This window comes from Nonomuraea sp. NPDC049649 (genome assembly GCF_040675175.1).
Classification (GTDB): domain Bacteria; phylum Actinomycetota; class Actinomycetes; order Streptosporangiales; family Streptosporangiaceae; genus Nonomuraea.
The window spans coordinates 548,239-569,468 of record NZ_JBFAOH010000001.1; the positions used below are offsets into that span (position 1 = coordinate 548,239).

Here is a 21,230-nt window from a genome sequence, read left to right on the forward strand (position 1 = left end):
AGGTCAATTTCCGGATGCGCTCAGTTCTTCCTCCAGGATGGGCGCGCTCTCGATGACCGTGTGGATGCCGAGGACGCTGACGATGGCGAACACCTCCATGATCTCCCCAGGGGTCGCGCCGTAGCCGATGGCGTTCCGGATATGCAGTTTGAGCCCCGGCTCGTACAGGTGCGTGGCCGAGGCGTCGAAGGCGATGTAGATGAGCTCCTTGACCTTCGGCTCCAGCACGCCGGTCGTCCACGGCACCCCGGAGAAGTCGAGGTAGGCCTCGAACAGGTCCGGGTCCAGCTCCAGCAGGCCGTCCCAGAAGTCGTGCCAGTAGCCGCGCTTCTTGGTGAAGTCGGCCTTGAGCTGTTCGCGGCGCTCGTCGAGCGGGGCCGGTCCGGTGCGCAGGCCCTCTTCCTCCAGCACCTCCAGCAGGAGCGGCACGCCGATGTTGCAGGCATGGATGCCGAGCGTGGCGGTCAGCTCCAGCACCTCCATGATCTCCTCGGCGGTGGCGCCGTGGTTCAGGGCGGCGCGGATGTGCTGCCGGATGCCGGGGTGGTAGAGGTGGGTGGCGGCGGCGTCCATCGCGATGTAGATGAACTCCTTGACCTTGGCCGGCAGTCGGTCCCGGTTCCACGGCACCGACGACAGCCGCCGGTAGGAGTCTAGGAAGCCGGCGTCGAGCCGGAGCACGCTCTCCCACGCCTCGCTCCAGGTGCCGCGCACCCGGATGAACTCGTCCTTGATCCGCTGCTGCTCAGGGGTGAGCGTCATCGGGCTGGTTCCTTTCACTCGTCAGGTCCTCCGGCGTCCACGCGCCCGCGCCGCCGCCCCGGGTCACCGTGTTGACGATGAACGCGCCGCCGTCGGCGGAGACGACCTCGCCGGTGACGTACGCGGCGTCGTCGCCGAGCAGGAAGGCGACCACGCCGGCGATCTCGTCGGGGGTGCCCACCCGGCGCATGGGCACGGTCAAGCCTCGCCGGGTCAGCGTGCGGGCCCGTCCGGCGTCGTCGGACGAGGCGAACAGCCCGGTCGGCACCAGGCCGGGGGCTACCGCGTTCACCCGCACGCCGCGCGGCCCGCCGTACATGGCCGCGCCGTGTACCAGGCCCAGCAGCCCGTGCTTGGACGTCTGGTAGGGAACCTGGTCGTCGGCCCCGCGCAGCGCCGAGATCGACGCGGTGACCACCACGGCGCCGCCCGTCCCCTGGTTGCGGTAGCACCGGAAGGCGGCGCGCAGCCCGAGGAAGCCGCCGCGCAGGTTCACCGCGATGACGTGGTCGAAGTCCGCCGCGGACACGTCGGGCAGGGGCGCGAGGGTGCCGAGCACGCCGGCGTTGAGATGGTGCAGGTCGATCCGGCCGAACGCGTCGAGCGCGGCGCGGATGTAGGAGTCGACGCCCTCCTCGGTGGCGACGTCCGCGGCGACCGCGACCGACCGGCCGGGCAGGTCGCGCGCCACCGACGCGGCGGCGCCGCCGTCGACGTCCACCACGACGACGTCCGCGCCGTCCCGCGACAGCCGCTGGGCGGTGGCGGCACCGATCCCGCTGCCGCCGCCGGTGACCACGGCCACCTTCCCCGCCAGCCCCTTCACCTGGTCAGCCAATGCGCACCACCTGATCACCGGCTCCCGGCAGCGGCGGGAATCGCCGCATCACGTCCCTGTCGTGCCCCGCCACCAGCACCTCGCCGGGCTCGGCGGTCATCTCCCGCAGCAGCTCGTAGGCGCGGTAGGTGTCCTCAAGGTCGGTGATGTAGGTGAACGGCCGGTCCAGCTCCACCTCCTCGTAGAAGTGCGCGGCGTCGGAGGCGAGCACGGCGTGGCCGGTGGCCGTCGCCACCCGGACGACGAGCTGGCCGGGGGTGTGGCCGCCCACCGGGATCACCTCGACGCCGGGCGCGACCTGGGTGGAGCGTTCCACGAAGGTGATGCGGCCCTCGGCGGCGACCTGCCGCAGGTGCGCCAGCTCCACCTCCTCGGTGGTGCACGCGAACTGCGGGCGGGTGGCGTACGGCCCGGTCCAGAAGTCGTACTCGGCCCGTGCCAGCACCACCTCGGAGGAGGGGAAGGCGTCCAGGTTGCCCAGGTGGTCGTAGTGCGCGTGCGTGATGATCACCTGGGGCGACGCCTCGGGCTTGACGCCCAGTTCGGCCAGGGTGCCGATCGGGTCGGCCAGCTCCAGGCGCGGCATGCGGTTGACCGCGCTCGCGGCCGTGTAGCCGGTGTCGATGACGACGGTGCGCTCGTCGTTCCTGGCCACCCAGAGGAAGAAGTCCAGGTCGATCGGCGTGTCCGGTTCTCGGTAGACGTGGTGGTTGAGAAAGGTCTGGGCACGGGTGGTCGGGCGGGTGCCGTAGCGGATGGCCAGCACCTCGTAGGTCGTGCTCATCGGCGCAGCAGTCCTCTCGCGTTGCCGCCGAGCATGCGGCGGATGTCCTCCTCCGGCAGCCCTGCGTCCAGCAGGCCGCGGGCGCCGCGCCGGAACAGCGTCACGGGCAGCGGGTTGTGCTTCTGGCCGGAGTCCGACGACAGCACGGTCTGCTCGGGCCCGGTCGCCTTGATGAAGGCCAGCAGCTCGTCGAGGTCCCGGCGGCGCTCGGGCCGGCCGAAGTACATCACCAGGCAGTGCTCGATGTGCGCGCCCTGCCGGGCCCACTGGGCGGCCTGTTCGACGGAGGCGCCGACGACGAAGCAGGGGTGGTTGACCAAGATGCGGTCCACGCCCTCTTGCTTGGCGGCCTCGATGAGCTTGGTCGTCTCCTCGACGCCGAGGTGGCCGCAGGTGAGGATGGCCTGCTCGGACGCGATGACCGAGAGGATGTCGCGCACCTCGGGCAGCACCCGCCCGTCCGGGCCGAGGATGCTGATCACGTCGTTGGGCCGCAGTTCCACGACGGAGGTGGGGAAGCCGGTGTCGTGGGTGCGGTGGTGCTCGATGTGCGCGGCGGACGAGAGCGTGGGGAACCACACCACCCGGCCGCCCATCCGCAGGGCGAGTTCGACGGCGTGCGGGTTGAGGCCGCCCACGGTCTGGTTGAGCGCGATGCCGCCGAACACCTGGACGGAGAGCTCGTCCAGCCCGCCGGGGCCGAGCGCCAGGATGTCGGTGACCATGCTGTGGTGGTGCGACTTGGCGACGATGGCCTCGAAGCCGGCACCGTCGGCGTCCCTGGCGGCGTCCAGGAGGGTCATCCGCCGGGGGAACGGGCTTGGCCCGGGGTGCTGGTGGAGGTCCACGGCGCCGTCGAGGAGGGCGTCGGCCTCCGGGTCGGGGTTGAGCCGGTCGCCGTCGAGCTCGGGGTCGAGCAGCGAGCCGGAGGGCTGCGTCATGCGTTCTCCTCGTTCGGGTGGGGGTCGGCCGGCGGAGTCACCAGCACCTGGTGCTCGGGTCGCCAGTAGGCGGTCACGCCGCTGCCCGCCGCGATGCCGGTCACGGAGTCGGGGGGCAGCACGGCGCACCCGGTGGTGCCGTCGCCGTAGTCGAGTTCGGCACGCAGGTGCGTGCCCTGGAAGTAGAGACCGGTCACCTTCGCCTGGACGCTGTTGGCGTCCTCGGGCACGTCGGCCGGGGCCGCGGCCAGTCGCAGCCGCTCCGGGCGTACGACGAGGTCGCGCTCGGCGGGCACCCCGTCGGCGTCGCGCACGGCCCACTTGTGCCCGGCCCACTCGTACACGCCGCCGGGGCGCAGCCGGCCGGTGAAGAGGTTGGACTCGCCGAGGAAGCCGGCCACGAACCGGGTGCCCGGGTCGCGGTAGAGCTCGGCGGGGGTGCCGATGCGCTCGACGCGTCCGGCGTTGAAGACCGCGATGCGGTCCGACAGCGACATCGCCTCGTCCTGGTCGTGGGTGACGAAGACGAAGGTGAGTTTCAGCTCCTGGTGCAGGCGCTTGATCTCCTGCTGGAGGCTCTGCCTGAGCTTGCGGTCGAGCGCGCTGAGCGGCTCGTCGAGCAGCAGTACGGAGGGCGAGAAGACCACGGCCCTGGCCAGGGCGACCCGCTGCTGCTGGCCGCCCGACAGCTCGTGGGGGCGGCGGCCGCCCATGCCCGCGAGGTCGACCAGCCGCAGCGTCTCCTCCACCCGCCGGGCGATCTCCGGCTTCGGCACCTTCCGCTCGCGCAGCGGGAAGGCGACGTTCTGCGCGACCGTCATGTGCGGGAAGAGCGCGTAGTTCTGGAAGACCATGCCGAAGTCGCGGCGGTGCGGCGGCAGCGGCGCGACGTCGCGCCCGCCCAGCCGGATGGCTCCCGAGGTGATGTCGGTGAAGCCCGCGATCATGTTGAGCGTGGTGGTCTTGCCCGAGCCGCTCGGCCCGAGCAGGGTGAGGAACTCGCCGGGGGCGATGTCGATGTTGACGTGGTCCACCACGAGCGGTCCCGACCCGTACCTCTTGCACAGGTCCACCAGCTCGATTCGTCCGTCACCGGTCGTCATTGCCTGCCTGCCTTTCCTCGGCGCGCGCCGATCACCTGCGCGAGCAGGATGGGGACGCTGACCAGCAGGACCATCACGCTCGACGCGGCCGAGATGGTGGGGTCGATCTGCACGGTCACGCTGTTGAACATCTGGACGGGAAGAGTGAGCGTGCTGGGCGACTGCAGGAACAGCGCGAGCACCACTTCGTCGAAGGAGGTGACGAAGGCCAGGATCGCGCCGGAGAGCACGCCGGGCAGCGCCAGCGGAAGGGTGATCTTCCGGAAGACGGAGAACGGCCCCGCGCCGAGGCTGCTGCCCGCCCGCTGCAGCGCCGCGTCCATGCCCTGCAGCCGAGCCGTCACGGCGATCACCACGAACGGCAGCGCAAGGGCGGTGTGTGCGATCGCGATGCCGATCAGGGTGCCGTTGAGCGACAGGCGCAGGAACGCGGAGAAGATCACCAGGGCGATGAGGATGTTCGGGATGATGATCGGCGAGAGCAGGAACCCGGTCGCCACCCCGCGCACCCGGGGGGTCAGCCTGTTCAGGCCCAGCGCCGCGGCGGTGCCGAGCGTGGTGGCCAGCACCGTCGTCACCAGCGCGACCTGGAGCGAGTTCCGGATCGCGGTGCTCCACGCGGGCGAGGTGAACAGGTTCTCGTACCACTGCAGCGACCAGCCCGACGGCGGGAACTGGAACGTCTGGGACGAGGAGAAGCTCATCGGGATGACCACAAGCGTCGGCACCGTCAGGAACAGGCCCACGAGCACGGCCACGATCTTCAGCCAGAGACGCGCTTTCACCGGTCACCTCCCGCCGCGACCGCGTGCGCGGCGACCGCCGAGCCCGCGCCCGCCAGCCGCCTGCTGGCCGCCAGCGCGATCAGCGTGACGATCAGGATGAGGACGCCCAGCGCGCCCGCGCCGCCGAAGTCGAGCAGTTCCCGGGTGCGGACGCTGATCACCTGGGCGATGAGCGCGTGCTGCGGGGAGCCGAGCAGCGCCGGCGTGACGTAGAAGCCGAGCGCCAGCACGAAGACCAGAGACGCGCCCGAGACGACGCCGGGCAGTGAGAGCGGCAGGTACACCTTGCGGAAGGCCGACAGCCGGCTGGCACCCAGGCTCTGCCCGGCGAGCAGCAGCCGGTGGTCGATCTGCTGCATGACGCTGAACAGCGGCAGCACCATGAACGGCAGCAGCACCTGGGTCATCGACAGGGCCACGCCGGTCGTCGTGCCGAGCAGCGTGACGCCGTCCAGGCCGACCAGGCCGAAGAGCTTCTGCAGCACGCCGCCGTCCTGGATGAGGACCATCCAGGCGAAGTTGCGCGCCATCATGCTGGTCCAGAAGGGCACCAGCACGACGGTCACCATCACCGCCCGCGTGGTGGGGCCGGCCAGCGTCATCATGTAGGCGTACGGGTAGCCCAGCAGCAGGCCGGCCAGGGTGACGACAAGGGCGACGAGCAGCGTACGCCCGAGCACCGCCAGTGTGTAGCCGTCGGTGAAGAGCGCGACGTAGTTGCCCAGGCCCGGTTCGGGGTCGGTGAAGCTGCCCACGACGATGTTGAGCAGCGGCAGTACGAAGAACAGGAACAGGGCGACGCAGGCGGGCAGGAGGAGCAGCAGGGCCGCGACCCGCCGCCGCCGGGCCGCGGTCCGGGGACCGGGCTGCGGCGCCGGGGCGGCGGCGGGCGGTGGCGCGTCGACGGGCTGGGTGGAGGCCGGCATGGCGGTTACCTAGCTGACCTTCCAGCTCGTCCAGCGCTTGACCACGGCGTCGGTGTTCTCGATCCACCAGGGCTTGTTCTGCTCCAGCAGGGTGCCCCGGTCGGGCAGGAAGGCGTTGAACTCCTTCTGGATGTCGCTGTAGCCGATGGTGGTGATGTCCACGTCGGTGCGAGCGGGGGCCGTGCCGGTCAGCTCGGCGTAGGCCTTGGCCTGCTCGGGTTCGGTGATGAAGGCGAGCGCCTCCTGGGCGAGCTTCTTGTTGGGGGTGCCCTTGGGGATCACCAGGGCGCCGATGTCGACGGTGGTGAAGTCCCAGACGGGCTTGAGGTTGGCGCCGCTCTGGGCGGTGACGATGCTGCGGGCGGTCACGGTGAGGACCATCGAGCCCTGCTTGTCCACCATCATCTGCTGGATCGCGCCGTAGCTGGGGGCGAAGACGAGGTGCGGCTTGATGGTGTCGAGCTTGCGCAGGGCGCGTTCGAGGTCGAGCGGGTAGACCTGGTCGGGCGGCACGCCGTCGGCGATCAGGGCGGCTTCGAGCAGGCCGCTCTTGGGATAGTCGTGCACGACGCGCTTGCCGGGGAAGCGCTCGACGTCGAAGAAGTCCTCGATCTTGGTTGGGACCTCGTCCTCGAACATGTCGGCGTTGTAGCTGAAGACGTTGGCGTACCGGTAGGTCGGCACGAAGCAGTCGTGGGTGGTGCCCTCGGGGAACTTGCTCCGGTCGAGCTGCGGGTCGTCGAGCTTCTCATAGAGCTCGCCGCAGTAGGCCCCGGCGTAGATCCAGCTCATGTTGGCCAGGTCCCAGACGGTCTTGCCCGAGGCGACCATGGCCTTGACCTGGGCGGCGTCCGCGGGGCTCACGTTGACGAACTCGGTGCCCGTCTTGGCGGTGAAGGGCTCCTGCAGCGCCTTCTTCTCGTCCTCCTGGAACTGCCCTCCGGTGCTGGCCCAGGTCAGGGTGTCGGTGGCCGCGCTTGTGGAGGAGTCCGCCCCGCACGCGGCCGTGGCGGCGAGCAGCGCGCCGGTGGCGATCAGGGTCCGAAGATGGTTGTGCCTCATGTGGTTGCCTTTCTCGAGTGGGGAGCCGTCACGACCCGCTGAGGGTCACGGCCCCGGGTCCACCCCCGTCACCCGCCCGCGGCCGGCGTCCGCCCGCCGCGGCTGCGGGAGAGTCGTCACTCTCCCGTGCGCTCAAGTGATGCGCTCAGTGCTTGCTTGATCGCCTGCGCGCCCTCGCGCAGGGTCATCACCACGTCACTGTCGTCCTCTTCCGGTACGAGCTGGGTCACGCCGACCACCGCCAGGGCGGCCACGACACGGTCGTCCGCGTCCCTGACCGGCACGGCCACCGCCCGTACCCCTTCGCTGGCACTCGAACGGATGGCGACGCCGGTCCTGCGCACCTCGTCGAGCCCGTCGGCCTCCTCTCCGAGTTCCGCCGTCTTCCTGCGCAGGCGGTAGAAGGACTGGTCCTGGAACGCGCGGAGCACGCAGTCCTGCGCCGTCCCCTGCCGCAGCACGCTCCCGGTCCTGATGGAGACGTGGGCGGTGCGGCTGCTGTCCTCGTGGACCTGCGCGACCACCGCCTGCCTGCCGTTCCAGATCGTGAGGACGACGGTGTGCCGGATCCTCAGGCTGATCTGCTCCATGATCGGGCGGGCCACGTTGACCACGCCCAGCCTGGACAGGGCCAGGGTGCCGAGCTCGGCCAGCAGCGGGCCGAACTCGTAGCGGTTGCGGTCGCGCCGGAAGAGCAGTCCGTGGTTCTCCATCGACGCCAGGTACCGGTGCGCCGTCGACTTGCCCACGCCCAGTTCCTGGGCGGCCGACACCAGGTCGATGGTCCCGGCCTCGCCGAGCAGCCGCAGCAGCTGGACCACTCGGGCGACGACCTGGAGGTCGCCGCTGGGGATGTCTGGGGTGGTCACGCGGTTGTCCTCTCGCCATAGATCCGGAGCAGGCGCGTCCCGCTATACGGGCTGCCCGTTCACTCATCCGGTACGTAGTCGGACTGTAGAACACGCCCTACAGGAGCCGTCAAGACTTCTCGGACATTTCAACTCCGAGAAAGGTGAACGTTCAAAAGGGGTGCTCTTGACGCACAGCACCCGAAAGCTTACGGTCGCCACATCCCGCTTAACAGAACCCTCATCCCTCAATGAGGGACAGGAGGCTTTATGCGCATGCTGCAACACCTCCGTGAAAGCGACCGATGCCTGATCGGCACCTGGGTCAAGATCCCCGCGCTGGAGACCGTCGAGCTGCTGGCCCGCGCGGGCTTCGACTTCGTGGTCGCCGACATGGAGCACAGCCCCATGACCCTGGAGTCGACCTACCGCGCGGTCGTCGTCGCCCAGGGGCTCGGCATGCACGCCCTCGTCCGCGTCCCGGACGCCGGCGGCAGCCACCTGCAGCGCGTGCTGGACACCGGCGCCGACGGCATCCTCGTCCCGCACGTGACCGGGAAGGACGTCGCCGAGCGCGCGATGCGCGGCATGCTCTTCCCGCCGCGCGGCGGGCGCGGCCTCGGCACCACCTCGCGCGCCGGCACCTGGGGGCTCGACGCCACCGCCGACTACGTCAGGCGCGGCGACGAGGAGACCCTGCGCATCCCCCAGCTCGAAGACCTCTCCGCGCTCGAACAGGCCCCGGAGATCCTCGACACCCCGGGGCTCAACGCCGCCTTCCTCGGCATGGGCGACCTGACCATGTCCAGCGGCCTGCCCGCGGGCGACCCGCTGATCCAGCGGCATGCCGACGCGCTCCTGGAGGCCGCCCGCGCCAGGGACATCCCGCTCGGCACCGCCGTCCGGGACGCCGCCGCGGCCCGCGAGGCGGCCGGACGCGGCTTCTCCTTCGTGATGATCGGCAACGACGCGGGCATCTTCGGCGCCGCCGCCGCCGCGATCCGCCGCGACGCCGCGCTCTCCCACTCCTAGAAAGGACCGACCATGGTGTACGACCCGACCGACGCCCGCTCCACCCTGCCCACGGCGACGGCGGCGCGGAAGGTGGAGGGCCCGTTCTCTCCCCCGAGCCACGTCAAGTTCTACGACCTGCCGCCCACCACCGCCGACGGGGAGACCCGCACCTGGTACGGCCGGAGCCAGCACCTGGTGATCGGCTACACCGACCTGGTCACCCCGACGGGGTTCACGGTCAGCGATTCATCCGATGAATGCGCCGTACTCATCCCGGAAGAGGGCGCGACCGCGACGATCACCATCGACGGGACCGCCACCGAGGTCGGCGGGCAGACGCTCACGTTCATCCCGCCGGGCTCGGCCGAGGTCCGGTTCGGCGGACGCGGCCGGGTCATCACGATCTTCACTGTGCGCTCCGGGGCGGCCCCCGCCGAGCCCGCCAACGCCGCCGACTACGCCGAGCCCCGCCCCGGCGTCGCCCCGCTGACCTCCTGGCCCGAGCCCGTCGGCGGGTTCCGGCTGCGCACCTACGACCTCGACGTGCCGGGGCTGTCCCAGCCGCCCTTCCGCCTCTTCAGGTGCAGCACGTTCATGGTGAACTTCACCCACCCGCGCACCGGCCCGCGCGACACCACCCGCATGTCCCCGCACACGCACGACGACTTCGAGCAGTGCTCGCTCGTCATCGACGGCGAGTTCACCCACCACCTGCGCTGGCCCTGGACGACCGACCTGAGCCACTGGCGCGCCGACGAGCACGAGCAGGTCGCCAGCCCCTCGCTCACGATCATCCCGCCGCCCGCCGAGCACACCAGCCAGGCGACGTCGGACGGCGTCAACCACCTGCTCGACATCTTCTCCCCGCCGCGCGAGGACTTCTCCCGCATGCCCGGCTGGGTGCTGAACGCCGACGACTACCCGATGCCCGGGGACGCCTCGTGAGCCGGATCCCCCCGTTCCTGCCCGGCGACCTCGACGCCCGGCAGTGGAGCATCTACGACAACCTGGTGAACGGCCGCCGCGCCACCAAGTCCAGGGCCTTCCCCATCGTCGACGAGGACGGCGCCCTGCAAGGGCCGTGCAACGCCTGGCTGCTCAACCCCGCCATCGGCAGCGCCTTCGAGCAGCTCGGCGCGGCCGTCCGGTTCGAGATCTCCCTCACCGAGCGCAGCCGCGAGATCATCATCCTCACCGTCGCCCAGCACCGTGACAGCCCGTACGAGCTGTACGCGCACCGGCTCGCCGGGCCCGCCGCCGGGCTCTCCCACGAGGAGGTGGAGGCCCTGTGCGCGGGCACGGATCCCGGCTTCGCCGACGAGCGGGAGCGCGTCGTCCATGAGACGGCCCGCATCCTGCTGCGCACCGGAACGCTCGACGACACGGCCTACGAGCGGGCCGTCGCCGCCCTCGGCGCCGACGGGCTCTTCGAGGTCACGGTGATCGTCGGCTGGTACTCGCACCTGGCCACGCAGCTGGCGGTCTTCGACGTCCGGCCGCCGGCCCAGCCCTGAAAGGGGGTGAGCCCGTGACCGGAGAGCCCTTGGTGGCGATCATCGGCGGCGGCTTCGGCGGCATCGCCGCGGCCGTCAAGCTCCAGCAGGCCGGGATCAACGGCTTCACCATCTTCGAGCAGTCACCGGCCCCCGGGGGCACCTGGTGGGACAACCGGTATCCCGGCTGCGAGGTGGACATCCCCTCGCACGCCTACTCCTTCTCCTTCATGCCGTACGACTGGCCGCGCACCCATGCCAGTCAGCCGGAGCTGCAGGAGTACGCCGAGGCGGTGCTGGACCGCTTCGGCCTGCGGCCCCGCTTCCGGTTCGGCGTCCGGGTGGAGTCGGTCACCTGGGACGACGAGGCCGGGCACTACTGGGTGGCCACCGACGACGGCGAACGGCGTTCGTTCCGGTTCGTCATCAGCGCCGTCGGGCTGCTGAGCGTGCCCCGCTACCCGTCCTGGCCCGGCCTGGACGACTTCGGCGGGGTGTCGTTCCACACCTCCCGCTGGGACCCGGACACGGACCTGGCCGGCAAGCGGGTCGCCATCGTCGGCACCGGGTCCACCGCCGTGCAGGTCGTGCCCGCCATCGCCCCGGCGGTCGAGCACCTGGAGGTCTTCCAGCGCGAGCCCGGCTGGGTGGAGCCCAAGGGCGAGCGGGCCTTCACCGACGCCGAGCGGGCCCGCTTCCGGCGCTTCCCCGCGCTGCGCAAGCTCTACCGGTACAAGCTCTTCCTGGACTCGATGCGGCGCTTCAAGGCCTACGACACCGGCGGGCGCGAGCAGCGCAGGATGCGCGACCTGTGCCTGCGCTACATCGAGGAGGCCATCGACGACCCCGCCGTGCGCACGGCGGTCACCCCCTCCTACCCCTGGGGCTGCAAGCGGCCGATCTACGCCAGCACCTTCTATCCGGCGCTCAACCGGCCGAACGTCACGCTCGTGCCGCACGCGGTCACCGAGGTCACCGAGAAGGGCGTGATCGACGACCAGGGCGTGGAGCACCCGTGCGACGTGCTCATCCTGAGCACCGGCTTCCAGCCGACCAGGTTCCTGTCCGGGTTCACCGTCACGGGCAGGGAGGGCCAGGAGATCCAGGAGTACTGGGGCGACCGCCCGCGGGCCTTCCTCGGCGTGACCGTGCCGGGCTTCCCCAACTTCTTCATCATGTACGGGCCCAACACCAACGGCGGCTTCTCCATCATCGCCCAGCTCGAACGCCAGGCCGAGGTGGCGGTGCGGGCCATCACCCGGGTCCGCAGGACGGGCGCGCGGCTGGTGGACACCCGCGAGCCGGCGCTGGAGCGGTACGTGACCTGGCTGGACCGGCAGCTCGCCAAGCACGCCTCGGCCATGAACGCGGGCTGCAACAACTACTACCACTCGCCCTCGGGCGCGAACGTCACCCAGTGGCCCCGCACCCACCTCGTCTACTACCTGCTCTGCCGCGCGCTGCCCCGGCGCGGCCTGGTCTACGAGGGGACATCACCGGAGAGGAAGTCATGACCAGCAGATTCGACGGCGCGGTGGCCGTCGTCACCGGAGGCGCCTCCGGCATCGGCGCGGCCACCGCGGAGCTGCTGTCGCGCGAGGGCGCGTCGGTCGTCGTGGTGGACGTCGAGCTGGAGGGGGCGCGCCGGGTCGCCGGCGCCCTGCCCGGCCCGGCACTCGCCGTGCGCGCCGACGTGTCCGACCCGGACGACACAGACGCCTACATCGCCGCCGCCGTGGAGCGGTTCGGCCGGGTGGACCTGCACCACCTCAACGCCGGCATCGTCGGCACCTTCGACCGGCTGCCCGAGATCGGCGTCGAGGACTTCGACCGGGTGGTGGCGGTCAACCTGCGCGGCGCCTTCCTCGGCGTCCGCGCCGCCTTCCGCCAGTACGCCGCGCAGGGCTCCGGCGGCGCGATCGTGCTGACGGCCTCGATCGCCAGCCTGCGAGGCAGCCACGACCTGCTGCCGTACGAGTCGTCCAAGCACGGCGTGCTGGGCGTGATGCGCGGCGCCGCCATGTACGGCGGCCCGCAGGGAGTGCGGGTCAACGCGGTAGCGCCGGGGCTCGTGCCCACCGGCCTGTTCGCGAGCTCGGCGGGGCGGCCCGGCGCGGGCGACGACCTCAGGCGGCGGGGTACGACCGTGCCGCAGCGGCGCACCGGCACTCCCGAGGAGGTCGCCGCGGCGGTGGCCTTCCTGCTCAGCTCCGACGCCTCCTACGTCAACGGCGAGGTGCTGTCCGTGGACGGCGGCTCGGCCTGGGTCAACACCGTCCGCCCCGGCGGCGGCGCCGGTGCGTGGGACCCCGCCCCCGTGGACGAGGCGGCCCGCGTCATCACCCCGAAGGGAGGGGACACATGAGCGTCGGCTTCGTCGGCCTGGGCAACATGGGCGGCCGCATCGCCCGCCGCCTGGCCGGCGCCGGACACCGGGTGCTCGGCCACGACCCCGTGCCCGGCGCCGCCGAACGCGCGGGCGCGACCCCGGCCGCCGGTCTCGCGGAGGTCGCCCGTACCGCCGATGTCATCCTGCTCTCGCTGCCGGACAGCCGGGCGGTGGAAGCGGTCGTGCTCGGCGACGGCGGGCTGCTCGCGCACGCGCGGGCCGGTCAGATCGTCGTCGACCTGAGCACCAGCGCCCCCGCCACCACCCGGCGGATCGCCGCGCTGCTGGACGCCGAGGGGGCGTGCTTCCTCGACGCCGGCGTCTCCGGCGGCGCGGCGGCGGCGGAGCGGGGCGCGCTCACGCTGATGGCCGGGGGTGACCGCGCAGCGCTGGACCGGGTCCGGCCGCTGCTGGAGACGTTCGCGCAGCGGATCTTCCACCTGGGCGGACCGGGTGCCGGTCACTCGGCCAAGCTGCTCAACAACTTCCTCAACGCGGTCAGCCTCGCCGCCACCAGCGAGGTCATGATCGCGGGCCGCAAGGCCGGGCTCGACCCGGAGGCCCTGCTGGAGGTGCTTAACGCCTCCAGCGGCGCCAACTGGGCCACCGCCAACCGCTTCCCGCACATCGTCCGGGGCGACTACCTGGAGGGCGGGCTGACCTCCGCCCTCATGACCAAGGACGTCGTGCTGTACGTGGACCACCTGCGCGAGCTGGGCGTCCCCAGCCTGAACGCGGCCGGGCCGCTGGCCAGCTTCGGCCTGGCGGCGAACCTCGGCTACGCCGACCAGATCAGCAACCGGGTGGTGGACGCCATCGGCGACGTGGCCGGCGGGGTCCGCGTGCACGAAAAGCAGCACGGAGAACAGGAGGACTGAATGCGCATCGTCCGAGGACGGGCCGGCGGGCCCACCACCCTCAGATCCGACACCTTCGTCGGCACCGTCTGGGCGGACTCGGTGCTGCCCACCACCGACGACACGACGATCAACGTCGTCACCTTCACCCCGGGCGCCAGGACCAACTGGCACGAGCACGAGGACGGCCAGATCCTCCAGGTGCTCGCCGGGCAGGGCTGGGTCTGCGCCGAGGGCGGCCCGGCGGTCCGGCTGCTGCCCGGCGACACGGTCTGGGTTCCGCCGGGCGAGCGCCACTGGCACGGCGCGACCGACACCACGCTGATGACGCACACCGCCATCTCGCTCGGCCCCACCCACTGGTACGGCGAGGTCAGCCCTGAGGACTACGCCGCGGCACACGATGAGGAGCCCCGATGACCGACCGTTTCGAAGCCGGCCTGGCCGTGCGCAAGAAGGTGCTGGGCGAGGCCCACGTGGAGCGCTCGCTCGCCGCCGTGACCGAGTTCAGCCGCCCGGTGCAGGAGCTGGTCACCGAGTACTGCTGGGGCGCGGTGTGGACCCGGGAGGGTCTCGACCGGCGCACCCGGAGCCTGCTCAACCTGGTCATGCTCACCGCGCTGAACCGCGGGCACGAGCTGGCGGTGCACGTCCGAGGCGCGATCGCCAACGGAGTCACCGAGCAGGAGATCCAGGAGGCGCTGCTGCAGACCGCCGTCTACGTGGGCGCCCCCGCCGCGCTGGAGTCGTTCCGCATCGCCGAGCGCACGCTGGGCGAGCTGCGCGAGGAGGGGGTGACGATCCCCTGAACGGCACCCCGCTCCGGCCCGGCGACACGGTCGGCTTCGTCGGCCTCGGCAACATGGGCCTGCCCATGGCCCGCAGGCTCCTGGAGGCCGGCTACCGCGTGCGCGCCCACGACCGGTCCGCGTCCGCCGCCGAGGCGCTGCGCGCGGCGGGCGGCGCCACCGTGCCCGGCTCCGCCGCTACCACCCGCGACGCCGCGGCGGTCGTGCTCATGCTCCCCGACTCCGCCGCGGTGGAGGCCGTCATGCACGACGACGGGCTGCTGGCGGCCGCCGAGCCCGGCACGGTGGTCGTCGACATGGGCTCCTCCCGCCCGATGAACACCCGGGCGCTGGCGCAGCGGGCGGCCGAGCGGGGCGTCCGGCTGGTCGACGCGCCCGTCTCCGGCGGCGTGAAGGGCGCGGTGAACGGCACCCTCACCGTCATGGCGGGCGGCGAGCCCGAGGACGTCGAGCGGGTGCGGCCCCTGCTGGAGGTCATCGGCCGGCGGGTCTTGCACCTCGGCCCCGCCGGGGCGGGCCACGCGCTGAAGGCGCTCAACAACCTCATGTCGGCCACCCACCTGCTCCTCACCGGCGAGGCCATGCTCGCCGGGCAGCGCTTCGGGCTGGACCCGGTGACCATGTTGGAGGCCGTGAACGCCTCCAGCGGACGCAGCGGCTCGACCGAGCGCAAGTGGCCGGACCACGTGCTGCCGGGCACCTTCGACTCGGGCTTCGGCCTGCGCCTGATGCTGAAGGACATGCGCATCGGGGTCGAGCTGGCCGAGGCCACCGGCGTCAGCGCCCGGCTCGGCCGGGCGGCCACCGAGCTGTGGGCCGAGGCCGCCGAGCGGCTGCCGCCCGCCGCCGACCACACCGAGATCGTCACGTGGTTGCGGGGGATGTTCGATGAGCGGAGTGGTGGGCTCTCCTCCGGATAAACCCAAGATTCGGCTCTTTCGGTGATTGTCGCGGCGAATGCGGGCAGTTGCTGGGTTGGACGGTCGCCATAGGGCAGTGTGGGGAGCATGCCGATGAGGACAGAGCTCGACCGCCTCGCGGGCGGGGCGCATCACGATCCGCATTCCGTGCTGGGCGCCCATCCCGGCCCGGACGGGGTGACGTTCCGCGCGCTGCGCCCGCTGGCCGAGCAGGTCCGCGTGGTGCTGGGCGACGGCACCGCGTACGACATGCGGCATGTGGCCCACGGCGTGTTCGAGACGACGGTCCCCGGCTTGGACAAGGTTCCCTCGTACACCTTGAGCGTGCGGTACCCGGGCGGGGCGGCGCATGAGGCGCGCGACCCGTACCGGCACTGGCCGACGCTGGGCGAGGTGGATCTGCACCTGATCGGCGAGGGGCGGCACGAGCGGCTGTGGGAGGCGCTCGGCGCGCGGGTGATGGAGCACGAGGACGTGCAGGGCACGGCCTTCGCCGTGTGGGCGCCGAACGCCCGCGGCATCCGGGTGATCGGCGACTTCAACCACTGGGACGGCACCGCCTATCCGATGCGCTCGCTGGGGCGGTCGGGGGTGTGGGAGCTGTTCATCCCGGGCGTCGGCGCGGGTGAGCGCTACAAGTACCAGGTGCTGGGCGCCGACGGGGTGTGGCGCGACAAGGCCGACCCGATGGCGCGCCGGACCGAGAAGCCGCCGCAGACCGCCTCCGTCGTCGAGCAGTCGGCCTACACCTGGCAGGACGAGGAGTGGATGGCCGCGCGGCGCGAGAAGCAGCCGCGCGAGGAGCCGATGAGCATCTACGAGGTGCATCTCGGTTCGTGGCGGCCGGGCCTGTCGTATCTGGAGCTGGCCGATCAGCTCTCCGCGTACGTGACCGATCTGGGGTTCACGCACGTGGAGCTGCTGCCGGTGGCCGAGCATCCGTTCGGCGGGTCGTGGGGTTACCAGGTGACCTCCTACTACGCGCCGACGGCCCGGTTCGGCACGCCCGACGAGTTCCGCGCGTTCGTGGACCGGATGCACCGCGAGGGCGTCGGGGTGCTGCTCGACTGGGTGCCGGCGCACTTCCCGATGGACGACTGGGCGCTGGCCCGGTTCGACGGCACCCCGCTGTACGAGCACGCCGACCCGGCCAGGGGCGAGCACCCCGACTGGGGGACGTACGTGTTCGACTTCGGCCGCCGCGAGGTGCGCAACTTCCTGGTCGCCAACGCGCTCTACTGGCTGAAGGAGTTCCACGTCGACGGCCTGCGGGTGGACGCGGTGGCCTCGATGCTCTACCTGGACTATTCGCGGCGCGAGGGCGAGTGGACGCCCAACGTCTACGGCGGGCGGGAGAACCTGGACGCGGTCGAGTTCCTGAAGGAGATGAACACGGTCTGCTACCGGGAGGCGCCCGGAGTCACGACGGTGGCGGAGGAGTCGACCGCCTGGCCGGGGGTGTCGCGGCCGGTCCACCTGGGCGGGCTGGGGTTCGGGTTCAAGTGGAACATGGGCTGGATGCACGACACGCTGGAGTACCTCCGGCGGGAGCCGATCTTCCGGCAGTACCACCATCATCAGATGACGTTCTCGCTCATCTACGCCTATTCGGAGAACTACGTGCTGCCGCTCTCGCATGACGAGGTGGTGCACGGCAAGGGTTCGCTGATGGGCAAGATGCCGGGCGACGAGTGGCAGCGGTTCGCCCAGCTCCGTGCGCTGCTGGCGTTCATGTGGGCGCATCCGGGCAAGCAGCTGCTGTTCATGGGCGGGGAGTTCGGCCAGGGTTCGGAGTGGTCGGAGGAGCGCGGGCTGGACTGGTGGGTGCTGGAGTTCGACGGCCATCAGGGCGTGCAGCGGCTGGTACGTGATCTGAACCGGTTCTACCGGGCGGCCCCGGCGCTGTGGGAGCAGGACACCAGGCCCGAGGGTTTCCGGTGGATCGACGCCGACGACGCGCAGGGCAACACGTTCTCGTTCGTCCGCTACGCGAAGGACGGGTCCGCGGTGGCGTGCGTGGTCAACTTCGGCGGCTCGCCGCACGAGCACTACCGGCTCGGTCTTCCGTACGAGGGGCAGTGGGCGGAGGTGGTCAACACGGACGCCTACGAGTACTGGGGCAGCGGGGTGGGCAACATGGGCGCGGTGGAGGCGGTTGAGGAGCCGTGGCACGGGCTGCCGTACTCCACGACGCTGCGGGTGCCGCCGCTGGGCGCGGTCTGGCTGGCCTCGCCCGCTTCCTGACTGGTGCCTGAAAGTCTGGTGAGAAAGGGGCGACAGGGTCTGTGCTGCCCTGATAAATCACCTTAAACTCCGAGATCATGTCTCCTCGGAGGAAGCCGGTGCGACTTCGCCCCCTGATCGTCACCGCGATCGTGCTGGCGCTGCTTCCCGCGGCGCCCGCGTTCGCCGACGATCCCACCCCCGCCCCCACCCCCGCCGCGACCGCCGAGGAGAAGGTCGAGGAGGGCTTAGCCGTCGACGGCGGCACCGTGCGGGCCATCGTCGAGCTGACCGACCCGGCCGAGCACGCCCCGGTCGCGGGCAAGGCGGCGGACGGCAACGTCCAGGTGCTGCTGCAGCCCGAGGCCCAGCCGTTCATGGTGGTCCAGGGCACCGCCGAGGAGCTGACCGCGCTCGCCGAGGACCCCCGGGTGACCTCCATCCACCGCGACCGCGCCTACCCGCCCGCCCTGGCCTCCAGCATCGCCCAGATCGGCGCCGACCAGGCGCACGCCGCCGGCCACACCGGGGCGGGGCAGAACATCGCGATCCTGGACACCGGCGTCGACGCGAACCACCCGTTCCTGGGCGGCCGGGTGGTGGCCGAGGCCTGCTTCTCCGCCGTGGACGTGGGCGTCGAGTCGCTCTGCCCCAGCGGCGAGACCAGCCAGACCGGCCCCGGGTCGGCCTCCGCCACCACTGAGAGGTGCCTGCTCGGCGGGTTCAACCTGTGCGACCACGGCACCCACGTGGCCGGCATCGCCGCGGGCACCGGCGGTGTGGCGCCCGGCGCCGGGATCATCGCGGTGCAGGTGTTCAGCCGGGTCAACGACGAGGAGCTGTGCGGGGAGCCGGCCTGCCTGCTGGCGTACGAGTCGTCGCTCCGGCTCGCCCTGGACTACGTGGCCTCGCTGAACGACGTGGCCGCGGTCAACCTGAGCCTGGGCGGCATGCCGTACGAGACGGCCTGCGACGACAGCGAGGAGGGCCGGATCTTCAAGCCGAAGATCGACGCCCTGCTCGCCCGGGGCACGGCCACCGTGGTCGCGGCCGGCAACGAGTACTTCGAGGGCGCGACGTTCCCGGCCTGCCTCAGCTCGGCGGTGGCGGTCGGGGCGAACGACGACGGCGACGCCATCGCCGACTTCTCCAACCGGGGCGCGCTGCTGGACCTGTTCGCGCCCGGCGTGGACATCGAGTCGGCGGTGCCGGACGGCCAGATGACCACCTACAGCGGTACCTCGATGGCCACCCCGCACGTGGCGGGGGCGCTGGCGGTGCTGAAGGCGCAGTCGCCGGACACGCCGATGCCGGAGCTGATCGCCAAGCTCGTCTCGACGGGCCGGCCGTACGTCTACCAGGCGGGCGGAACCGAGGTGCGCACGCCCCGGCTGGACCTGGCGGCGGCGGTGACGGGCGCCGCGCCGCAGCCGGACATCAGCCAGAGCCCGCCCGCGATGCCGGACCCCGGCCCCGCGGATCCCGTCCCCGACCCTGGTCCCCAGCCCGACCCCGACCCGACGAGCAGCGGCCCGACCCCCGAGCCCGACCCGCCGGCGCCGGACCCGGCGCCGGTGCCGCTGCCGACGGTCACCGTCACGGTCACGATCACCGTGACCCCCACCCCGCCGGCCAAGGCCGCGCCGGTCTGCACGCGGGGCACCTCGGGCAAGCGGCTGACCACCCAGCAGTGGGCCACGGAGATCCACCGCAGCAGCGGCACGATGAGCGACGAGACGCTCACCTGCTACCTGAAGCTGGTGGGCAAGGCCAGCAAGGTCTTCCCCGAGCTGACCAAGGCGTCGACGCTGGGCACGGCGTACCGGGTGCTCAAGAACACCAAGACCGCCAAGCGGCGGCTCGACAGCGCGCTGCTCACCGGCTGGCTCAACTGGGCACACGGCAGGAACGGCACCAAGGTCCTCAAGTCCGGAGAGAAGGTGCGACTGTCGAAGAAGTCCACGAGCGCGGCGCTCAAGAAGGCCGCGACGAAGGTGATCAAATCCCAGTAAAGGGCTAGGAAACCGAGGCGTTACGGACAGCACGGCAGGGGAGCTACCTGCCGTGCCGTCCGCCTGACGTCCTCGGAGGAACCCGTGGGATCCCACGCACTGCTCGCCTGCGTCCTCGCACTGACCACGCTCGCGAGCGGGGCGCCCGCCGGGCACGCGGACACCCCGGCCGGCGAGGGCCCGGTCCTCGGCAGGGGCCTGGTCAAGCAGATCAGGGACGAGAAGAAGGTCCGCTCCATCGTCGAACTCCGCCCCGGCCACCCGGTCAGCGGCGTCGCCTCGGCCGTCGAGCGGGCCTCGGCCGGCGCCAAGGTGCTGGAGTCGGCCGAGTCGGGGAGCTTCTTCGTCGCCGAGGTCGACGCCGCCGCGCTGGCCGAGCTGCGCAAGGACGCCCGCGTCAAGGCGGTGTACGCGGACCGGCTGAGCGTGCCGCACCTGGCCCGCAGCACCAAGGTGATCGGCTCGGACGTGGCCAACGCGGCGGGCTGGACGGGCAGCGGTTCCACGGTCGCGGTCCTGGACATGGGCATCGACGGCGACCACCCCTTCCTGGCCGGGCGGGTCGTGGACCAGGCCTGCTTCTCCACCACCGACCCGGGCAGCGGGGCCGTCTCCCTCTGCCCCGGCGGCCTGGACACCCAGTCCGGGCCGGGCGCTGCCGACACCGGGATCCGGCTCTGCATGGCGGGCGCCGTCAACCAGTGCGGCCACGGCACCCACGTGGCGGGCATCGCGGCGGGCCTGCGGGTGCCCGGCGCCCCGTCCGACGGGGTCGCGCCGGGCGCGAAGGTCCTGCCCATCCAGGTCTTCAGCCGGATCGACTCCGCCGGGACCTGCGCGAGCGTCGGCGTCCCCGCGCCCTGCTTCGTCAGCTACACCTCCGACCAGAAGCTGGCGCTGGAGTACGTGACCCGCATGGCCAAGACGCACAACATCGCCTCGGTCAACCTGAGCCTGGGCGGCGGTCACCCGTACACCGCCCACTGCGACGCCGACCCGGAGGCGGCGGCGCTCAAGAGCGAGTTCGACGCGCTGCTGGAGCAGGGCGTCGCGCCCGTGGTGGCGGCGGGCAACGGCGTCCCCGGCAACACCGGCGTGACCTCGCCGGCCTGCGTCTCCAGCGCCGTCGCGGTGGGCGCCACCGACAACGCCGACCAGGTCGCGGACTTCTCGAACCGGGGGCCGCTGCTGGACCTGTTCGCGCCGGGGGCGGACATCACGTCCTCGGTTCCGGACGACACGTACGCGGCGCTGAGCGGCACGTCGATGTCCGCGCCGCACGTGGCGGGGTCGTTCGCGGTGCTGAAGCAGGCGTACCCGGCGCTCGACGCGGCGCGGATCCTGGAGCTGCTGCGCGAGACCGGGCGGCAGGTCGCCTCCGGCGTCCCGCGCATCGACCTGGCCCAGGCGACCTCGGCCGCCGCCAAGCGGTGAGCTGCCCGTCTTGACCTGACTTGGTCGCAC

The 21,230-nt window shown here is 71.7% G+C and carries 21 protein-coding genes; 12 read left to right on the plus strand and 9 right to left on the minus strand.

Annotated elements, in window-relative coordinates:
- Window positions 1-3: 3 nt before the first annotated feature.
- The 9 genes from AB0J42_RS02570 to AB0J42_RS02610 all read right to left on the minus strand — a co-directional run bounded on the left by AB0J42_RS02570 (window position 4) and on the right by AB0J42_RS02610 (window position 8,070).
- Complete coding sequence (locus AB0J42_RS02570; protein WP_364287778.1) at window positions 4-762, minus strand: carboxymuconolactone decarboxylase family protein; 759 nt, start codon at window positions 760-762, stop codon at window positions 4-6.
- The gene (locus AB0J42_RS02575) at window positions 746-1,600 is read right to left on the minus strand and encodes an SDR family NAD(P)-dependent oxidoreductase (RefSeq protein ID WP_364287781.1); all 855 of its coding nucleotides are present in this window, start codon (window positions 1,598-1,600) and stop codon (window positions 746-748) included. The genes AB0J42_RS02570 and AB0J42_RS02575 overlap by 17 nt, the downstream gene beginning before the upstream one ends.
- Window positions 1,593-2,384 carry an N-acyl homoserine lactonase family protein gene (locus AB0J42_RS02580; RefSeq protein WP_364287784.1) on the minus strand — a complete coding sequence of 264 codons (792 nt, stop codon included), beginning with the start codon at window positions 2,382-2,384 and terminating at the stop codon, window positions 1,593-1,595. Before AB0J42_RS02580 ends, AB0J42_RS02575 begins: the two co-directional genes overlap by 8 nt.
- Window positions 2,381-3,325: a DUF6282 family protein gene (locus AB0J42_RS02585; protein WP_364287787.1), complete on the minus strand. Its 945-nt coding sequence runs from the start codon at window positions 3,323-3,325 to the stop codon at window positions 2,381-2,383. The genes AB0J42_RS02580 and AB0J42_RS02585 overlap by 4 nt, the downstream gene beginning before the upstream one ends.
- Entirely contained in the window at window positions 3,322-4,428 is a 1,107-nt protein-coding gene (locus tag AB0J42_RS02590) for an ABC transporter ATP-binding protein (RefSeq protein ID WP_364287790.1), read from the minus strand. Before AB0J42_RS02590 ends, AB0J42_RS02585 begins: the two co-directional genes overlap by 4 nt.
- A complete protein-coding gene (locus tag AB0J42_RS02595; protein ID WP_364287793.1) occupies window positions 4,425-5,213 on the minus strand; it encodes an ABC transporter permease in 789 nt (262 codons plus the stop codon). Before AB0J42_RS02595 ends, AB0J42_RS02590 begins: the two co-directional genes overlap by 4 nt.
- Window positions 5,210-6,139: an ABC transporter permease gene (locus AB0J42_RS02600; RefSeq protein ID WP_364287796.1), complete on the minus strand. Its 930-nt coding sequence runs from the start codon at window positions 6,137-6,139 to the stop codon at window positions 5,210-5,212. Before AB0J42_RS02600 ends, AB0J42_RS02595 begins: the two co-directional genes overlap by 4 nt.
- A gap of 9 nt (window positions 6,140-6,148) precedes the next feature.
- A complete protein-coding gene (locus tag AB0J42_RS02605; protein WP_364287799.1) occupies window positions 6,149-7,201 on the minus strand; it encodes an extracellular solute-binding protein in 1,053 nt (350 codons plus the stop codon).
- 116 nt (window positions 7,202-7,317) lie between these two features.
- Window positions 7,318-8,070: an IclR family transcriptional regulator C-terminal domain-containing protein gene (locus AB0J42_RS02610; protein WP_364287802.1), complete on the minus strand. Its 753-nt coding sequence runs from the start codon at window positions 8,068-8,070 to the stop codon at window positions 7,318-7,320.
- 249 nt (window positions 8,071-8,319) lie between these two features.
- Between AB0J42_RS02610 and AB0J42_RS02615 the strand changes: the two genes are divergently transcribed.
- From AB0J42_RS02615 to AB0J42_RS02670, 12 genes are all read left to right on the plus strand, one after another.
- On the plus strand, window positions 8,320-9,081 hold the full coding sequence (locus tag AB0J42_RS02615; RefSeq protein ID WP_364287805.1) for an aldolase/citrate lyase family protein: 762 nt from the start codon (window positions 8,320-8,322) through the stop codon (window positions 9,079-9,081).
- A gap of 12 nt (window positions 9,082-9,093) precedes the next feature.
- A complete protein-coding gene (locus AB0J42_RS02620; RefSeq protein WP_364287808.1) occupies window positions 9,094-10,008 on the plus strand; it encodes a hypothetical protein in 915 nt (304 codons plus the stop codon).
- On the plus strand, window positions 10,005-10,577 hold the full coding sequence (locus AB0J42_RS02625) for a carboxymuconolactone decarboxylase family protein (RefSeq protein WP_364287811.1): 573 nt from the start codon (window positions 10,005-10,007) through the stop codon (window positions 10,575-10,577). Before AB0J42_RS02620 ends, AB0J42_RS02625 begins: the two co-directional genes overlap by 4 nt.
- 14 nt (window positions 10,578-10,591) lie before the next feature.
- Complete coding sequence (locus AB0J42_RS02630) at window positions 10,592-12,070, plus strand: NAD(P)/FAD-dependent oxidoreductase (protein ID WP_364287814.1); 1,479 nt, start codon at window positions 10,592-10,594, stop codon at window positions 12,068-12,070.
- Complete coding sequence (locus AB0J42_RS02635) at window positions 12,067-12,921, plus strand: glucose 1-dehydrogenase (protein WP_364287817.1); 855 nt, start codon at window positions 12,067-12,069, stop codon at window positions 12,919-12,921. Before AB0J42_RS02630 ends, AB0J42_RS02635 begins: the two co-directional genes overlap by 4 nt.
- Window positions 12,918-13,823 (plus strand): NAD(P)-dependent oxidoreductase, encoded by a 906-nt coding sequence (locus AB0J42_RS02640; protein WP_364287820.1) that lies wholly within the window; start codon window positions 12,918-12,920, stop codon window positions 13,821-13,823. The genes AB0J42_RS02635 and AB0J42_RS02640 overlap by 4 nt, the downstream gene beginning before the upstream one ends.
- A complete protein-coding gene (locus AB0J42_RS02645) occupies window positions 13,824-14,222 on the plus strand; it encodes a cupin domain-containing protein (RefSeq protein WP_364287823.1) in 399 nt (132 codons plus the stop codon).
- A complete protein-coding gene (locus AB0J42_RS02650; protein WP_364287826.1) occupies window positions 14,219-14,611 on the plus strand; it encodes a carboxymuconolactone decarboxylase family protein in 393 nt (130 codons plus the stop codon). Before AB0J42_RS02645 ends, AB0J42_RS02650 begins: the two co-directional genes overlap by 4 nt.
- Window positions 14,608-15,531, plus strand: coding sequence for an NAD(P)-dependent oxidoreductase (locus tag AB0J42_RS02655; RefSeq protein ID WP_364288192.1), 924 nt, complete (start codon window positions 14,608-14,610; stop codon window positions 15,529-15,531). The genes AB0J42_RS02650 and AB0J42_RS02655 overlap by 4 nt, the downstream gene beginning before the upstream one ends.
- Window positions 15,532-15,624: 93 nt before the next feature.
- Window positions 15,625-17,775, plus strand: a complete 2,151-nt coding sequence (gene glgB, locus AB0J42_RS02660) for a 1,4-alpha-glucan branching protein GlgB (RefSeq protein WP_364287829.1) — start codon at window positions 15,625-15,627, stop codon at window positions 17,773-17,775.
- A 98-nt stretch (window positions 17,776-17,873) separates the two neighbouring features.
- The gene (locus tag AB0J42_RS02665) at window positions 17,874-19,766 is read left to right on the plus strand and encodes a S8 family serine peptidase (protein WP_364287832.1); all 1,893 of its coding nucleotides are present in this window, start codon (window positions 17,874-17,876) and stop codon (window positions 19,764-19,766) included.
- 84 nt (window positions 19,767-19,850) lie between these two features.
- Window positions 19,851-21,200 carry a S8 family serine peptidase gene (locus AB0J42_RS02670; protein WP_364287835.1) on the plus strand — a complete coding sequence of 450 codons (1,350 nt, stop codon included), beginning with the start codon at window positions 19,851-19,853 and terminating at the stop codon, window positions 21,198-21,200.
- The last annotated feature ends 30 nt before the right edge of the window (window positions 21,201-21,230 follow it).

Bases quoted from the DNA above. Each gene is read 5' to 3' on its own strand.
- AB0J42_RS02570 (WP_364287778.1), bottom strand. From the start codon at position 762: ATGACGCTCACCCCTGAGCAGCAGCGGATCAAGGACGAGTTCATCCGG.
- AB0J42_RS02580 (WP_364287784.1), bottom strand. From the start codon at position 2,384: ATGAGCACGACCTACGAGGTGCTGGCCATCCGCTACGGCACCCGCCCG.
- AB0J42_RS02585 (WP_364287787.1), bottom strand. From the start codon at position 3,325: ATGACGCAGCCCTCCGGCTCGCTGCTCGACCCCGAGCTCGACGGCGAC.
- AB0J42_RS02590 (WP_364287790.1), bottom strand. From the start codon at position 4,428: ATGACGACCGGTGACGGACGAATCGAGCTGGTGGACCTGTGCAAGAGG.
- AB0J42_RS02600 (WP_364287796.1), bottom strand. From the start codon at position 6,139: ATGCCGGCCTCCACCCAGCCCGTCGACGCGCCACCGCCCGCCGCCGCC.
- AB0J42_RS02605 (WP_364287799.1), bottom strand. From the start codon at position 7,201: ATGAGGCACAACCATCTTCGGACCCTGATCGCCACCGGCGCGCTGCTC.
- AB0J42_RS02615 (WP_364287805.1), top strand. From the start codon at position 8,320: ATGCGCATGCTGCAACACCTCCGTGAAAGCGACCGATGCCTGATCGGC.
- AB0J42_RS02620 (WP_364287808.1), top strand. From the start codon at position 9,094: ATGGTGTACGACCCGACCGACGCCCGCTCCACCCTGCCCACGGCGACG.
- AB0J42_RS02635 (WP_364287817.1), top strand. From the start codon at position 12,067: ATGACCAGCAGATTCGACGGCGCGGTGGCCGTCGTCACCGGAGGCGCC.
- AB0J42_RS02640 (WP_364287820.1), top strand. From the start codon at position 12,918: ATGAGCGTCGGCTTCGTCGGCCTGGGCAACATGGGCGGCCGCATCGCC.
- AB0J42_RS02645 (WP_364287823.1), top strand. From the start codon at position 13,824: ATGCGCATCGTCCGAGGACGGGCCGGCGGGCCCACCACCCTCAGATCC.
- AB0J42_RS02650 (WP_364287826.1), top strand. From the start codon at position 14,219: ATGACCGACCGTTTCGAAGCCGGCCTGGCCGTGCGCAAGAAGGTGCTG.
- glgB (WP_364287829.1), top strand. From the start codon at position 15,625: ATGAGGACAGAGCTCGACCGCCTCGCGGGCGGGGCGCATCACGATCCG.